Source organism: Rhodococcus sp. 1163, assembly GCF_002091985.1.
Classification (GTDB): domain Bacteria; phylum Actinomycetota; class Actinomycetes; order Mycobacteriales; family Mycobacteriaceae; genus Rhodococcoides.
The window spans coordinates 70,658-84,473 of record NZ_MKKX01000037.1; the positions used below are offsets into that span (position 1 = coordinate 70,658).

18 protein-coding genes are annotated in these 13,816 nt (G+C 60.7%); 3 read left to right on the plus strand and 15 right to left on the minus strand.

Annotated features, from left to right (window positions below; genetic code table 11):
• Positions 1-189 precede the first annotated feature (189 nt).
• From rpmJ to rplN, 15 genes are all read right to left on the minus strand, one after another.
• Positions 190-303 carry a 50S ribosomal protein L36 gene (gene rpmJ, locus BJD99_RS17495; protein WP_025347279.1) on the minus strand — a complete coding sequence of 38 codons (114 nt, stop codon included), beginning with the start codon at positions 301-303 and terminating at the stop codon, positions 190-192.
• Positions 304-410: 107 nt separating this feature from the next.
• A complete protein-coding gene (gene infA, locus BJD99_RS17500; RefSeq protein ID WP_005140011.1) occupies positions 411-632 on the minus strand; it encodes a translation initiation factor IF-1 in 222 nt (73 codons plus the stop codon).
• Between the two features lie 415 nt (positions 633-1,047).
• The gene (gene map / locus BJD99_RS17505; protein ID WP_084348467.1) at positions 1,048-1,842 is read right to left on the minus strand and encodes a type I methionyl aminopeptidase; all 795 of its coding nucleotides are present in this window, start codon (positions 1,840-1,842) and stop codon (positions 1,048-1,050) included.
• A complete protein-coding gene (locus tag BJD99_RS17510; RefSeq protein ID WP_084348468.1) occupies positions 1,842-2,396 on the minus strand; it encodes an adenylate kinase in 555 nt (184 codons plus the stop codon). Before BJD99_RS17510 ends, map begins: the two co-directional genes overlap by 1 nt.
• Positions 2,393-3,715: a preprotein translocase subunit SecY gene (gene secY, locus BJD99_RS17515; RefSeq protein WP_084348469.1), complete on the minus strand. Its 1,323-nt coding sequence runs from the start codon at positions 3,713-3,715 to the stop codon at positions 2,393-2,395. Before secY ends, BJD99_RS17510 begins: the two co-directional genes overlap by 4 nt.
• 295 nt (positions 3,716-4,010) lie before the next feature.
• Positions 4,011-4,454, minus strand: coding sequence for a 50S ribosomal protein L15 (rplO, locus tag BJD99_RS17520; RefSeq protein WP_084348470.1), 444 nt, complete (start codon positions 4,452-4,454; stop codon positions 4,011-4,013).
• 2 nt (positions 4,455-4,456) lie between these two features.
• Complete coding sequence (rpmD, locus tag BJD99_RS17525; protein ID WP_084348471.1) at positions 4,457-4,636, minus strand: 50S ribosomal protein L30; 180 nt, start codon at positions 4,634-4,636, stop codon at positions 4,457-4,459.
• Positions 4,636-5,307: a 30S ribosomal protein S5 gene (gene rpsE, locus BJD99_RS17530; protein ID WP_084348472.1), complete on the minus strand. Its 672-nt coding sequence runs from the start codon at positions 5,305-5,307 to the stop codon at positions 4,636-4,638. The genes rpmD and rpsE overlap by 1 nt, the downstream gene beginning before the upstream one ends.
• 34 nt (positions 5,308-5,341) lie before the next feature.
• Positions 5,342-5,758 carry a 50S ribosomal protein L18 gene (gene rplR / locus BJD99_RS17535; RefSeq protein WP_084348473.1) on the minus strand — a complete coding sequence of 139 codons (417 nt, stop codon included), beginning with the start codon at positions 5,756-5,758 and terminating at the stop codon, positions 5,342-5,344.
• 1 nt (position 5,759) lies between these two features.
• On the minus strand, positions 5,760-6,299 hold the full coding sequence (gene rplF, locus BJD99_RS17540) for a 50S ribosomal protein L6 (protein ID WP_084348474.1): 540 nt from the start codon (positions 6,297-6,299) through the stop codon (positions 5,760-5,762).
• Positions 6,300-6,313: 14 nt separating this feature from the next.
• Complete coding sequence (gene rpsH / locus BJD99_RS17545) at positions 6,314-6,712, minus strand: 30S ribosomal protein S8 (RefSeq protein WP_084348475.1); 399 nt, start codon at positions 6,710-6,712, stop codon at positions 6,314-6,316.
• A gap of 498 nt (positions 6,713-7,210) precedes the next feature.
• Positions 7,211-7,396, minus strand: coding sequence for a type Z 30S ribosomal protein S14 (locus BJD99_RS17550; RefSeq protein ID WP_084348476.1), 186 nt, complete (start codon positions 7,394-7,396; stop codon positions 7,211-7,213).
• A 4-nt stretch (positions 7,397-7,400) separates the two neighbouring features.
• Positions 7,401-7,973, minus strand: coding sequence for a 50S ribosomal protein L5 (rplE, locus tag BJD99_RS17555; RefSeq protein ID WP_084348477.1), 573 nt, complete (start codon positions 7,971-7,973; stop codon positions 7,401-7,403).
• 1 nt (position 7,974) lies between these two features.
• Positions 7,975-8,292 carry a 50S ribosomal protein L24 gene (gene rplX / locus BJD99_RS17560; protein WP_084348478.1) on the minus strand — a complete coding sequence of 106 codons (318 nt, stop codon included), beginning with the start codon at positions 8,290-8,292 and terminating at the stop codon, positions 7,975-7,977.
• Positions 8,293-8,661, minus strand: a complete 369-nt coding sequence (gene rplN / locus BJD99_RS17565) for a 50S ribosomal protein L14 (protein WP_084348479.1) — start codon at positions 8,659-8,661, stop codon at positions 8,293-8,295.
• A 250-nt stretch (positions 8,662-8,911) separates the two neighbouring features.
• Here rplN and BJD99_RS17570 point away from each other — a divergent pair, with 250 nt between their 5' ends.
• The 3 genes from BJD99_RS17570 to BJD99_RS17580 are packed head-to-tail and all read left to right on the plus strand — an operon-like array spanning position 8,912 to position 13,769.
• A complete protein-coding gene (locus BJD99_RS17570; RefSeq protein WP_179142393.1) occupies positions 8,912-9,982 on the plus strand; it encodes an endonuclease domain-containing protein in 1,071 nt (356 codons plus the stop codon).
• Positions 9,979-10,608 carry a hypothetical protein gene (locus BJD99_RS17575; RefSeq protein WP_084348481.1) on the plus strand — a complete coding sequence of 210 codons (630 nt, stop codon included), beginning with the start codon at positions 9,979-9,981 and terminating at the stop codon, positions 10,606-10,608. The genes BJD99_RS17570 and BJD99_RS17575 overlap by 4 nt, the downstream gene beginning before the upstream one ends.
• Positions 10,608-13,769, plus strand: coding sequence for a helicase HerA domain-containing protein (locus BJD99_RS17580; protein ID WP_143542217.1), 3,162 nt, complete (start codon positions 10,608-10,610; stop codon positions 13,767-13,769). The genes BJD99_RS17575 and BJD99_RS17580 overlap by 1 nt, the downstream gene beginning before the upstream one ends.
• The last annotated feature ends 47 nt before the right edge of the window (positions 13,770-13,816 follow it).

The following is a 13,816-nucleotide window of genomic DNA, read 5'->3' on the forward strand; positions in this document are numbered from 1 at the left end:
GTCTGCTCCCAGTCCGTCCCCTGTGCCTCTGTACTGCCGAAAACAGATCCTTCTCGAAGCAACCGTCTTCTAAAACTCAGTGGGGCCCCGGCCTCCGTGCCGGGGGTATGCCGCGACGCGTATGTCGCGGTTGGTGCTGGGAGGTCATCTTCTAGCTATGTGCCAAGCAGAAAGCGAAATGCTCGGTGGTTATCCCTGACGCTGCTTGTGACGCAGGTTGTCGCAGATCACCATGACTCGCCCGTTACGGCGGATCACCTTGCATTTTTCGCAGATCTTCTTGACGCTCGGCTGAACCTTCACGTCGTTGATCTCCTGTGTGTAGCTCGTGCGCGCCGGACCGTTCGCGAGGAGCGAATCCGACACGTCCGAGCATGGTTCTCTTCGACCGGACCTGGCCGAAGAAGCTCTTACTTGTAGCGGTAAACGATGCGCCCACGCGTGAGGTCATATGGAGAGAGCTCCACTACGACGCGATCCTCGGGAAGGATACGGATGTAGTGCTGCCGCATCTTCCCACTGATGTGAGCGAGTACCTTGTGGCCGTTTTCGAGCTCGATGCGAAACATCGCATTGGGCAAGGGTTCGACAACTCGGCCCTCTACCTCGATGGCGCCGTCTTTCTTTGCCATATCCTCCGCGATCCTGGCTTTGTACACCTGGTTGATTGCATATGTGATTCGTTTACCGTGATGCTCACGCCGCCGCTCAGCCGAGGCTGGCAACTTCAACTTTCAGAACCGGCAACATCGATTACACGAGCAGCAATTTTTATTGTCTGAGCTGGCAGTATCGGCCGGTCGACCGCTAGCGAACTTACGTAGGCATGCGAGCAACCGGCGCGCATGGCGCACCGTCGACCTATGTTACCGGCAAACCCTCACCAGGCCAAATGAGGTCATCCGTAAGTGAGCGAAAGAAGCGGAAATTCATCCGAGATGGCCTTGATAGGCTGCACCCAAGCGCCACGGAATCGAGACGCCCGCCACCAGAAGATCAGGTCGGTGAAGCCAAACGGAACCACTGCTACGCGGCGGCCGAAGCAATTCAGGGGCGCAGAGTCAGGATCCGGGGGCCGTCGTCCGTGACCGCAACGGTGTGCTCCCAATGCGCCGCTCGCGAGCCGTCAGTTGTCACCACTGTCCAATCATCGGACAGGATCTCGGTCTCGTAGGTACCTAGGGTGAGCATCGGCTCGATTGCCAACGTCGATCCCACAACCAGTTCAGGCCCCTTACCCGGAGCGCCCTCGTTCGCCAGGAACGGGTCCATATGCATTTCACGGCCTATGCCGTGACCGCCGTAACCGTCGACAATTCCGTAAGCGCGACCGTGAACCTTTTCCGCCGCGCGTGTTCCGTTCTCGATAGCGTGCGAAATGTCGGTGAGCCGATTGCCTGGGAGCATCGCCGCGATTCCAGCCTCCATCGACAGACGCGTCGCTTCGCTGAGCAACTCGTCGGCCTCGATGAGGTCTCCGATTCCGAACGTCCACGCCGAGTCGCCGTGCCAACCGTCGAGAACTGCACCGCAGTCGATCGAGATCAGATCTCCGACAACGAGGATGTCCTCGGCCGACGGGATACCGTGCACGACTCGGTCGTTGACGGACGAGCAGATACTTCCGGTGAACCCGTGATACCCCAGGAAGGAAGGGACCGCACCGGCGTCACGAATGACAGCCTCGGCAACCCTGTCCAATTCGAGGGTCGACACACCGGGCTTGGCCGCATCTCGCACGGCAACCAACGCTGAACCGACGATCGCGCCTGCTGCAGCCATCGCATCCAACTCGCCCGCGCTGCGGAACGGCACTACCTTACGTTTACGACCGAAAGCCATCAGTTGTCGAGATCCTCGATCGCCTTCAACGCACGTGCGCTGACTTCTTCGACCTCACCGATTGCATCGACGGTGAGGATCCGGTCCTTGTAGTAGTCGAGCAGCGGCGCCGTCTCATCGCGGTAGACCTTCAGCCGGTTACGGATGACGTCCTCTTTGTCGTCGGCGCGCCCACGGGAGAGCATGCGAGCAACCACGACGTCTTCGTCGACGACGAACGACAACACACCATCCAGCTCTGCACCCATATCGGCAAGGATAGTGACGAGCGACTCTGCTTGACCCACCGAGCGCGGAAATCCGTCGAGAAGAAAGCCGTTGACGGCGTCCGGTTCGGCCAAGCGACTACGAACCATATCGACGGTCAGCTCGCTCGGTACGAGGTCTCCGGCGTCGAGGTATTTCTTCGCCTCGATCCCGAGGGCGGTCTTCTCGCCGATGTTCGCGCGAAAGAGATCGCCGGTCGAGATGTGAGGTACACCCAGCTTCTCGGACAGGATCTCGGCTTGGGTGCCCTTGCCGGCACCGGGAGGACCAAGAAGAACAAGTCTCACTTGAGGAACCCTTCGTAGTTGCGCTGCATCAGCTGACTTTCGATCTGCTTCACGGTATCGAGGCCGACGCTGACCATGATCAGCACAGCAGTGCCACCGAACGGCAGGTTCTGTGCGCCGCCGGAGCTCCCGATGTCGAGGAACAGGTTGGGCAGCACGGCAATGGTGCCCAGGTAGATAGCGCCCGGCAACGTGATGCGGCTGAGCACATAGTTCAGGTAATCGGCGGTCGGCTTACCCGGCCGAATACCCGGGATGAAACCACCGAACTTCTTCATCTCATCCGCACGTTCCTCTGGATTGAACGTGATCGCGACGTAGAAGTAAGTGAAGAAGACGATGAGTCCGAAGTAGATGGCAATGTAGACCGGATTCGCCGGGTTGACCAGGTACTCGTTGATGATTCGCTGCCACCAACTCGGGTCCGTCGCCGTACTGGCGGAGGTGAGCTGTGCGATCAGGTTGGGCAGGTACAGCAGCGAGGACGCGAAGATCACCGGGATGACACCGGCCTGGTTGACCTTCAGCGGAAGATACGTCGACGATCCGCCGTACATCTTTCGGCCGACCATCCGCTTGGCGTACTGCACCGGAATTCGACGCTGCCCCTGCTCGACGAACACAACGCCCGCGATGATGAGGAGTGCAGCAACGCACACCAGACCGAATACGAGGCCGCCGCGGCTATCCAGGATGGACTTGCCTTCGGACGGGATGCGCGAGGCGATTCCTGCGAAGATCAGCAGCGACATGCCGTTTCCGACTCCGCGCTCGGTGATGACCTCGCCGAACCACATCACCACTGCAGCACCTGCGGTCATGACGAGGACGATGATGATCAGACCGAAAATGCTCTTGTCGGCAATGATGTCCTGCTGACAGCCCTGGAGTAGTTGGCCTCGGGACGCGAGAGCCACCAGACCGGTCGCCTGCAGGATCGCCAAAGCGATCGACAGATAACGCGTGTACTGGGTCATCTTCGCCTGGCCCGACTGGCCCTCCTTGCGGAGTTCCTCGAACTTGGGGATGACGACGGTCAACAACTGCACGATGATGCTCGCCGTGATGTACGGCATGATGCCGATCGCAAACACGGACAGCTGTAGCAGCGCGCCACCGGAGAACAGGTTGATCAGCGAGTAGATACCGGCTTGATCGCCGCCTGATACCTCATCGATGCACGCCTTGACGTTGGCGTAATCCACGCCTGGGGATGGGAGCGTAGCGCCGAAGCGATACAGGGCAACCAACCCGAGGGTGAAAAGGATCTTCCGTCTCAGGTCAGGAGTCCTGAGGGCCGACACGAAGGCGGAAAGCAAAGATCCTCCTGGCACGACTGCGTTGGTGGTAGGTGTCTGCGGAGCCGTTACCGGCCTCGGCGACACTCGACCATGGACTGCGAACAATATGTATCGTCCGCATGGAAAAGCACTTTCGTGAACTCTAGAACTCTAACAGTGTGCAGCAGTCGACCTGTCGGTCAGTCGCCGCCCTACCCGGCCGCCCGATGTAGAGATACCGGTGAGGCAGCGATGGCCGCAGCGTTGGCCCGTTAAGGCTTGTCGCTGCGGCCATCGACACACGATGAGCTCACTCGACCAAAGTCGAATGTGGCTAAACCTCGGTTACAGAACCGCCGGCTGCGGCGATCTTTTCCTTGGCCGAACCAGTGAACTTGTTGGCGGAGATATCGACCTTGACCGATATCTTGCCGTCGCCGAGCACCTTGACGGGCTCGTTCTTACGGACTGCACCCTTGGCGATCAAGTCAGCGAGGCTGACCTGGCCACCTTCGGGGAAGAGCCGCTCGATGTCGCGAAGGTTCACAACCTGAAACACGACGCGGTTGGGGTTGGTGAACCCCTTGAGCTTCGGAAGCCGCATCTGGAGAGGCATCTGCCCACCCTCGAAGCGTGCCGGCACGTTCTTGCGAGCGCCGGTTCCCTTGGTACCGCGACCTGCGGTCTTACCGCGCTTGCCGCCTTCACCACGGCCGACGCGAATCTTCGTCGACTTGGATCCGGGCGCTGGGCGCAGATGATGGAGTTTGATGGTCATGGTTAGACCTCCTCAACTGTTACGAGGTGGCGCACCTTGTTGACCAGACCGCGATTTTGCGAGTTGTCCTCGCGGAGGACCGTCTGGCGAATGCCTTTGAGTCCGAGAGTCCGCAAGGTGTCACGCTGTGTTGCGCGCTGGCCGATGGTGCTTCTGATCTGGGTGACCTTGAGCTGCGCCATTACTTGACCGCTCCTGCCTGTGCACGTGCACGCAGCATTCCGGCGGGTGCAACCTCTTCGAGGGTCAGACCGCGGCGAGCCGCGACTTCCTCGGGACGCTGCAGACCCTTGAGTGCTGCGACGGTGGCATGCACGACGTTGATGGCGTTGTCGCTACCGAGCGACTTCGACAGCACGTCGCGGATCCCAGCGCACTCCAGCACGGCGCGGACAGCACCACCGGCGATGACGCCGGTACCGGCGCTGGCCGGACGCAACATGACAACGCCTGCTGCCGCTTCACCCTGGATCGGGTGCGTGATGGTGCCAGCGATCATCGGAACGCGGAAGAAACTCTTGCGAGCTTCCTCGACACCCTTCTGGATCGCCGCAGGAACTTCCTTGGCCTTGCCGTAGCCGACGCCGACCAAACCGTTGCCGTCTCCGACGATGACGAGGGCGGTGAAGCTGAAGCGACGACCACCCTTGACCACCTTGGAGACGCGGTTGATGGCAACCACGCGCTCGATGAAGTTCGACTTGTCGGCAGCGTTTCCGCCACGCGAGTTGTCGCGACGGTCACGACCACCGCGATTGTCACCGCGCTGACTGTTGTCACCGCCGGCTGCGTTCGGGCCACTGTTCTGTCCGGCGGGGCCGCTTCCGCCGTCACGCCGTTGACGTCCCGGCATCAGGCTGTCCTTCCGTTTTCGGTCATTGTCATCATCAGAACGTCAACCCGCCTTCGCGAGCTGCTTCTGCCAGAGCCGCGATGCGGCCGCTGTAGCTGTTTCCGCCGCGGTCGAATACGACAGCGTCGATTCCAGCAGCCTTCGCACGGCTGGCGATGAGCTCGCCCACCTTGGCGCTGACGGCCTTCTTGTCGCCATCGAGTGCACGCACGTCGGCTTCGATGCTCGAGGCGCTCGCGAGCGTACGGCCCGCAAGATCGTCGACCAGCTGGACGTGAATGTGACGCGAAGAACGGTTGACGACCAAGCGAGGACGCTCGGGCGTTCCGGAGATCTTCTTCCGAAGGCGGAAATGACGGCGTGCCTTCGACAGGCGACGCTTCGTCGACACGTCCGTGCCGCGCGGAGTGCGCTTCACGACGGCCGCTTTGTCTGCTGTTTGCTGGCTCATATCACTTACCCGTCTTCCCGACCTTGCGGCGGATAACTTCACCCTCGTAGCGGATGCCCTTACCCTTGTACGGGTCGGGGCGCCGCAGACGACGGACGTTGGCCGCGATCTGGCCGACCTTCTGCTTATCGATGCCGATGATGGTGAATCGCGTGGGCGACTCGACCGTGAACGTGATGCCCTCAGGTGCTTCGATCAGCACGGGGTGGCTGTAACCGAGCGCGAACTCGAGGTCCTTGCCCTTCACCACAACGCGGTAGCCGACGCCGTGGATCTCCATCTTGGTGGTGTAACCGTTGGTGACACCGGTGATGAGGTTTGCGACTAGCGTGCGCGAGAGGCCATGCAGCGAGCGACTACGACGATCGTCGTCCGGACGGGTGACAGCGAGAGTGCCATCTTCCGACCGAGCAATCTGAATGGGTTCGGCGATCGTCAACTCGAGGGCACCCTTGGGGCCCTTGACCGCGATGTTCTGCCCGTCGATCGTGATGTCAACGCCCGCGGGGACCGTGACCGGCAATTTTCCAATACGTGACATGGTGGTGGCCTCCCCTACCAGACGTAGGCGAGGACTTCTCCGCCCACACCCTGCTTGGCCGCCTGACGCTCCGTAAGCAAGCCTGTGGACGTGGAGATGATCGCCACGCCCAGGCCGCCGAGAACCTTGGGCAGATTGGTGGATTTTGCGTATACGCGAAGACCGGGCTTCGAGATACGACGGATGCCTGCGAGGCTGCGCTCGCGGCTGGGTCCGTATTTGAGGTCGACGATGAGGGTCTTGCCCACCTCGGCGTCCTCGGTGCGGAAATCTGCGATGTAGCCCTCGCGCTTGAGGATGTCGGCGATATTCGCCTTCAACTTCGAGTGGGGAAGCTTCACCTCGTCGTGGTACGCCGAATTGGCGTTGCGCAGACGGGTCAAGAAGTCTGCAATTGGATCGGTCATCGTCATGGTGTGACCTGTGCACCTTTCTCGTAGCGGTTCCCATGCAGCACGCGCGAGCTGGTGCCCCGTACAGGGCCTGACTCGTCACATCGTGGGCCTACAGCGAAGTGAACATGTCCTGACCGACTGTTGCCGGTCAGGGGTTGCGCTCCTGGCAATGCATCACTGCACTGCCAGGTGTTACGAGCTTCCGTGTAGGAGAACTCGAGGTTTGCGTTCGCTATTGCAAGAACTCGCGTGCAGGCACGACGAAGCCCTGGCAACCGCTCTAGTGTAGGGAACCGGGCGTCATTCTCAAAATCGGTCGTGGTACAGGACTCGAGGACACCAGCCGAGATCGATACGGAAGGGACAGTGAGTTCGCCGGATCCATGCGGCGTCATCGCCGGAGTCGGAGGTGTCAGTGCGATCGTTGCCGGATTCACATACAACAAAACGAGCGTGGGTCCCAGTTCAGGGACCCACGCTCGTCAACGTGGTGTGATGAGGCCCGAGGGCCTCAGATCACCAGGAGCTCTTGCGAACGCCGGGAAGTTCTCCAGCGTGTGCCATCTCGCGAACACAGATTCGGCACAAGCCGAACTTGCGGAATACTGCGCGGGGACGGCCGCAGCGGTTGCAACGTGTGTAACCTTGCACCGCGAACTTCGGCTTCTTGTTGGCCTTGTTGACCAATGCCTTCTTCGCCATGGACTCAGTTCTCCTTGAACGGGAAGCCGAGGTGCTTGAGCAACGCACGGCCTTCTTCGTTGTTGGTTGCGGTGGTCACCACGGTGATGTCCATGCCGCGCGGACGATCGATCTGGTCCACGTCGATCTCATGGAACATCGACTGCTCGTTGAGGCCGAACGTGTAGTTTCCGTTGCCGTCGAACTGCGTGCCGGAGAGGCCGCGGAAGTCCCTGATTCGGGGAAGGGCAATGGAGGTCAGCCGGTCCAGGAATTCCCACATGCGGTCGCCACGAAGTGTGACGCGGGCGCCGATGGGCATACCTTCGCGGAGCTTGAACTGAGCGATGGACTTGCGAGCCTTGCGGATCTCCGGCTTCTGACCGGTGATCGCTGCGAGGTCGGCAACTGCACCGTTGATCAGCTTGGCGTCACGGGCGGCGTCGCCGACACCCATGTTGACGACGACCTTGACCACACCGGGGATCTGCATGACGTTCTCGTATGCAAACTCGGTGTTCAGGGCGTCTTTGATCTCGGCGCGGTAGCGCGCCTTGAGGCGAGGCTGTACGCCCGCGGTGTTCTCAGTGGTAGTCATCTCAGATGTCCTTCCCGTTTTTCCGGGAAATCCGAACGCGCTTGCCGGTCTCCTCGTCGGTCCGGTAACCCACACGCGTCGGGTTTCCGTCCGAATCGACTACTGCAACGTTCGATACATGGATCGGGGCTTCCTGCGTGACGATGCCGCCCGAAGACGCGCCACGCTGATTGGAAGAAACCGCAGTGTGCTTCTTGATGCGGTTGACGCCCTCGACGAGAACCTTGTCATTGTCCGGGTAGGACTGAATGACCTTGCCCTTCGCACCCTTGTCTTTGCCTGCGATCACGAGAACGGTGTCGCCCTTGTGCACCTTCATTTACAGCACCTCCGGGGCGAGCGAAACGATCTTCATGAACTTCTTCTCGCGCAGCTCGCGGCCGACTGGGCCGAAGATGCGGGTTCCACGAGGATCGTTGTCCGGCTTGATCAGCACGGCTGCGTTCTCGTCGAAACGGATGTACGAGCCATCCGGACGGCGACGCTCCTTGACGGTGCGGACGATGACGGCCTTGACGATCTCGCCCTTTTTGATGTTTCCACCGGGAATGGCATCTTTCACCGTAGCTACGATGATGTCGCCGATTCCGGCGTAGCGACGTGACGAGCCACCGAGAACGCGGATGCAAAGGATTTCCTTCGCGCCCGTGTTGTCAGCGACGCGTACTCGCGACTCCTGCTGAATCACTAACTTCTCCTAGACCTGGATTTGCTTACGCGGCGGATTTCCGTCCCGACGCGCGCGGTCGGCTACCAGGGCGGCAGTGGCACGAAGACACACCGCTGCCTCAGGCAACCGGTCAAGTGTAGGGGAAACGGCCGAAAGAGTCCAAATCGGCGAGTCCGAAAATGGCAACTCGTTGCGCGAAGCGAAACGGACCACCGGTATGGTTTTGCGATGTGTATGCGCATCGCAGGAGCGAATCGGTGACTGCGGCATGACGACTGGGCACGTGGACACTTGGGGTCTCCCCCTCGATCGAGCTGTCTGCCTCGTGGGCGCACCCGGAGATGCGATCGCCGTCGCACTCGAGGATCTGCCGGACACGGCTCCCGCCTTGATTCGAGTTCATGTCGAGCCGAGGGATCGTCAGTCCGCTGTGATCGAGCAGGTGCTCTCGGCCTTGACTGTGATCGCGATCGAACTGTTTCCCGCATGGTTACCCGACGCATCGTCGATCACCGGTCGCAGCTCGCTGGATTTCGCAGCGGTTCGGATCCACGCACGCCGCTTGGCCGCGACCAGCGATCACTACGGCCCGTTCCTGGCGGATCTCGCCGAACGATCCCTCGGCAACAATGCAATGGGACGTCCGTTCTGCGACGCCGAGGTGGCGGAAGGCCTGGCCGGCATCCTCGGGGCCAGTTGGCAACGTGCACAGGTCGCGCTTCTGCTGGATTCGAACGAGCAGTCATCGACGCAGCAACATGCCCTCGCAGCTGCGTCGGAGTGGTTGGCCGCCCGCGGGTTCGCCGTGTGGCTCGTCGACAATCCACTGCCCGCCGTCGACCGCCTGTCCAGCGTGTTCGTGACGTTGCCACGGGAACTGCTCGACGTGGACGACACCGGCCAGCGCTCTCGAACGAGGCCCACGGTCGAGTATTGGGCCGTCACTGGAAGGCCTCACCCGGGTAGTGACGTCGAGAAACGCGTCGACCGCGAGCTTTCCAAGCATTCGTGGGCCACGAATCGGCGACTCAATCACCCTTTCCAGTACAACGACATCGCGCAGAAGTACTTCCTCGACATCGTGTGGCTCGAAGACTTGTTCGCCGTCGAGTTGGACGGTCACGAACATCGGTCCGCCTGGAGTAGGGCAAAGGACGACAAGCGTGACGAAATTCTTCGTGGCGTGGGCTTCGAGATTCTGCGTATTCCCAACGAGCGCGTGCATGCAGACGTATGGCAGGTTGTCGACGAGATACAGGCTGCGCTATACCGACACCGCATCATCCGTGACTCCGATCCGAACACACTTACTGCCACGAAAGAAGGATCACTCCAGTGACAACCGAGCTGACATTCGTCGAACGAACCACGCTGCTCGTACTGATGGCGGAATCTCGGCCACTGAAGCTCACGGAGTTGAGGACCCTCGGCTCCGAACTGAGCGCCAAGTCGCGGGACAAGCTGCTCGGGGCCGAACTGATCGGGGTCGAGAAGGTCGGCCGCGGAATTGTTGTCGACCTCACGGACAAGGGATGGGCCCGCGGAAGCCAGGAGTTCGGGGCTCCCGCCCCGTCTCAGGCCAGCCGCAGCGGCGGCAAGACTTTGTACACCCTGCTGCGCGCAATGCGCCGATACTTCGATCGCGTCGGAATCGAACCCAATGAGGTGTTCTTACCCGCAACAGCGGACACAGCACAGAAGGGCACGGACCCTGAAAACCTGGTTCGCGACAGTTATCACCGCCTTGCCAGTGAGCCGCATGCATGGGTCTCGCTGACGCGACTTCGCGAAGCCCTGCGAACCATGGATCGATCGGTGCTGGACGCGGCGCTGAGTTCGCTCTACCGCGCTCAGGAGATCAACCTGATCCCCGAAGCCAACCAGGCGACCTTGACCGATGACGACCGCACAGCAGCACTCCATCTCGGCGGCCAGTCACGACACATGATGAAGATCGACCGCTGATGACGATGGACGCGGAGCAGTACGCAGCACTCTCCTCCATTCAACTGACCTGGGCCCCCACCCCCGACGACGTCTGGCGTACCAACGAACTTCACGTCGATGGAATGAACGAGAACTCACTGAGCAGCGTCATGCGCTCGTTCGACGAAGCTGACAAGCGCTCGACCTCGAAACCGCTGGGCGTGGTGATTCAGGGAGCCGCCGGGTCGGGAAAGACTCACATGTTGGGCCAGGTTCGTGACAAGGTTCAAAGCGCCGGCGGTTACTTCTTCCTGATCGAATTGCTCGACGAGAAAGTTTTCTGGGACTCGGTCCTCCACGGAATACTCACCGACATCGAAAGACCGACACCAGGTTTCGACAGCCAACTCGAGAAGCTCCTCTGGGATCTCGGAACCGACGTCGGACTCGGCCGCATGGAATGCCGGGCTCTGCAGGGCGAGCGCACCGTCAGCCCCGATTTGATATCGCAGTTCATCGATCGACTGCGTCGCAAGTACCCGGACCTCAAACAAGCACGTCACACACTGCGGGCACTGGTGTTGGCAGCGAGCGCTGACTTCGACCTGCAGGATCTGGGCGACGCGTTCCTGCGGTCGAACGATGCACTCGACCACGAGCAGCGGACGTACTGGGGTCTCCCCAACGCCGTGCTGACCTCACAACAAGTGGCCGTCGATATTTCGTGGCTGCTTTCGCTGAGTGCGCCCACAGTCGTTGCTGTCGATCAGATCGACACCCTCATAGCGCAGTCACGCATGCAGAGTGATCCGAAAGGAGTATTCACAGCAGAGCAGGGCACCCAGCTCGACAATATCGCTCACGGCCTGATGGGGTTGCGGCAGAACCTCGTTCGTACCGTTGCTGTCATTTCACTGCTACCCAGTGCGTGGACTTTCATTGCCGACAACACGGTCGAGTCGGTGAAAGACCGCTTCCACGTAGCCGAGTCGCTGCATCAGATTCCAACGAGAGAGATCGGCGTCGAGATCGTCGCCAAACGCTTCGCCGCTCGATACGAACAGGCTGGATTCACTCCTCCACATCCGACGTGGCCCATCGCGCCCGAAGCATTCGACGATGTGAATCTCTACAATCCGCGCACACTGCTGCGCAGCGTGGACGATCACATCCAAATTTGCCTACGCAACAACGACATCACCGAACTTACGACTCTGAACCCACCCGTCCCGGTAGTGGTAATTCCACCCGCTCCCCCAGGCGATTTCGTAAAACTCGATGCCCGATTCGCGGAGTTGCTTGCCGTGGCCGATTTCTCTGCACTCGACGCCGACGACGAGGACGACACGGTGCCCTCACTGCTCGGTGCTGGACTCGATGCCTGGATCACCGAAACCGGCACCGTCGAGCACAAATTCACCCGCGACGCCGAACCCGGGCGCAAACCGTCCCTACACGGACGGATACGACGCGTCCTGGACGACGTCACGGACGACCAAGAGCACTGGGGATTCCGCGCGATTGCTGCCAGGAATCCGATCTCCGTCCAGAACAGGATCCAAAAGGCCTGTACTGCTGCTGGATTGACACAGGGAACCGAGAAGCGACGACTGGTGATCCTCCGGTCTGCGCCCTGGCCGAGTGGGCCCAAGACCGCAAAGACGGTGCAAGCCTTCGAGGATGCGGGCGGGATCGTCGTCTCCTTCACCGAAAGCGATGTCCTCGCGCTGTCCGCGTTGAAAGCCCTCGCCGCCGAGAAGGACGAGAACCTGCAGGCGTGGCTGGTTGCCAGGCAACCGGCCCACGAGATCGCTCTGTTCCGCGACGTACTTCCGAAGACGCCGGTGCTCGACGAAGCAGCGGGAGCGAATACCGTCGTTCACCAACCTGCTACCGACCCCGGCCTGTTTCCTGCCCACGAAGTACGACCGGCCGAGCAGTCGCCTGCACCGGCGCCGCCACCACCGATCTCGGACACGGCAATTCCGTTGGGAACACCGACAGATGGCGGTCCCGAGGTCAGCGTCGAACTGGAGACACTGCGCAAGCACACCGCCATTTTCGCCGGTTCCGGGTCCGGCAAAACGGTTCTCATCCGTCGCCTTCTCGAGGAGTGCGCGCTCAAAGGCGTCTCGGCAATCGTGCTCGATCCCAACAACGACCTGTCGAGGCTGGGCGTCGAGTGGCCCAGCGGTAGTCGCAACTGGACGGGCGACGACGAAGCCAAGGCCTCGGACTATTTCTCCAACAGTGAGGTAGTCGTGTGGACTCCTCGTCGTAGTGCCGGTCGAGCACTGAGCTTTCAGCCTTTGCCGAATTTCGCGGAGGTCATCGACGATCCCGATGAATTCGATTCCGCTGTGGAGAGCGCCTTGTCCTCGTTGGCTCCGCAGGCAATGGCATTGGGAGGGACGGCCAAGAGTCGACAGATGATGGCCGTGCTTCGCCAAGCGCTGGTCGACTTCGGCCATCGTTCGCAGGGAAGTCTGGACGATTTCATCGACCTCCTCGAGAATTTTCCGGACGGCGCCAGCACCCTCAAGAACGGTGTGAAAATCGCTGCCGACCTGGCAGAGAACTTGAAGGCGTCCACGACTACCGATCCCCTGTTCGGCGGTGCGGGATCATCGGCAGATCCAGGGATGTTGCTCACTCCCCGCGCAGGTAAGAGCGCACGAATCTCGGTCATCAACATGTCGGGGCTGACGACGGCATCGCAAAAGGAGAACTTCGTCAATCAGCTTCAGATGGCACTGTTCGCATGGATCAAGAAGAACCCGGCCGGCGATCGGCCGCTCGGGGGGTTGTTCGTGCTCGACGAGGCTCAGAACTTCGCCCCATCGGACCGAATGACGATCTGCCTCCACAGCACTCTTGCGCTGGTGTCGCAGGCCAGAAAATACGGATTGGGGATGGTCTTCGCGACACAGGCACCGAAGGGTCTCAACAACAAGATCCCAGGAAACTGTGGCACGCAGTTCTACGGTCGACTCAACGCACCGGTACAAATCGAGGCTGCCAAGGAAGTTGCGCGGGTCAAAGGCGGATCAATTCCCGACATCGGCAAGCTCCCCGCCGGCGAGTTCTACGCAGCGGTCGAGGAGTCCTCGTTCGTACGCACCAAAACCAGGCTCTGCCTGTCGTATCACCCGAAGAGTCCACCGACCGAAGAAGAGGTCATCCAATTGGCGCGAGGATGAGGTAACCGGACTGGTTGCATTGGAGACGTCCGCCCACGAAGACAACA

What these genes read in the sequence shown, in the direction of transcription:
- infA (WP_005140011.1), bottom strand. Translation starts at nt 632, where the DNA reads ATGGCAAAGAAAGACGGCGCCATCGAGGTAGAGGGCCGAGTTGTCGAA.
- map (WP_084348467.1), bottom strand. Translation starts at nt 1,842, where the DNA reads ATGGCTTTCGGTCGTAAACGTAAGGTAGTGCCGTTCCGCAGCGCGGGC.
- rplO (WP_084348470.1), bottom strand. Translation starts at nt 4,454, where the DNA reads ATGACCATCAAACTCCATCATCTGCGCCCAGCGCCCGGATCCAAGTCG.
- rpmD (WP_084348471.1), bottom strand. Translation starts at nt 4,636, where the DNA reads ATGGCGCAGCTCAAGGTCACCCAGATCAGAAGCACCATCGGCCAGCGC.
- rpsE (WP_084348472.1), bottom strand. Translation starts at nt 5,307, where the DNA reads ATGCCGGGACGTCAACGGCGTGACGGCGGAAGCGGCCCCGCCGGACAG.
- rplR (WP_084348473.1), bottom strand. Translation starts at nt 5,758, where the DNA reads ATGAGCCAGCAAACAGCAGACAAAGCGGCCGTCGTGAAGCGCACTCCG.
- rplF (WP_084348474.1), bottom strand. Translation starts at nt 6,299, where the DNA reads ATGTCACGTATTGGAAAATTGCCGGTCACGGTCCCCGCGGGCGTTGAC.
- rpsH (WP_084348475.1), bottom strand. Translation starts at nt 6,712, where the DNA reads ATGACGATGACCGATCCAATTGCAGACTTCTTGACCCGTCTGCGCAAC.
- BJD99_RS17550 (WP_084348476.1), bottom strand. Translation starts at nt 7,396, where the DNA reads ATGGCGAAGAAGGCATTGGTCAACAAGGCCAACAAGAAGCCGAAGTTC.
- rplE (WP_084348477.1), bottom strand. Translation starts at nt 7,973, where the DNA reads ATGACTACCACTGAGAACACCGCGGGCGTACAGCCTCGCCTCAAGGCG.
- rplX (WP_084348478.1), bottom strand. Translation starts at nt 8,292, where the DNA reads ATGAAGGTGCACAAGGGCGACACCGTTCTCGTGATCGCAGGCAAAGAC.
- BJD99_RS17570 (WP_179142393.1), top strand. Translation starts at nt 8,912, where the DNA reads ATGACGACTGGGCACGTGGACACTTGGGGTCTCCCCCTCGATCGAGCT.
- BJD99_RS17580 (WP_143542217.1), top strand. Translation starts at nt 10,608, where the DNA reads ATGACGATGGACGCGGAGCAGTACGCAGCACTCTCCTCCATTCAACTG.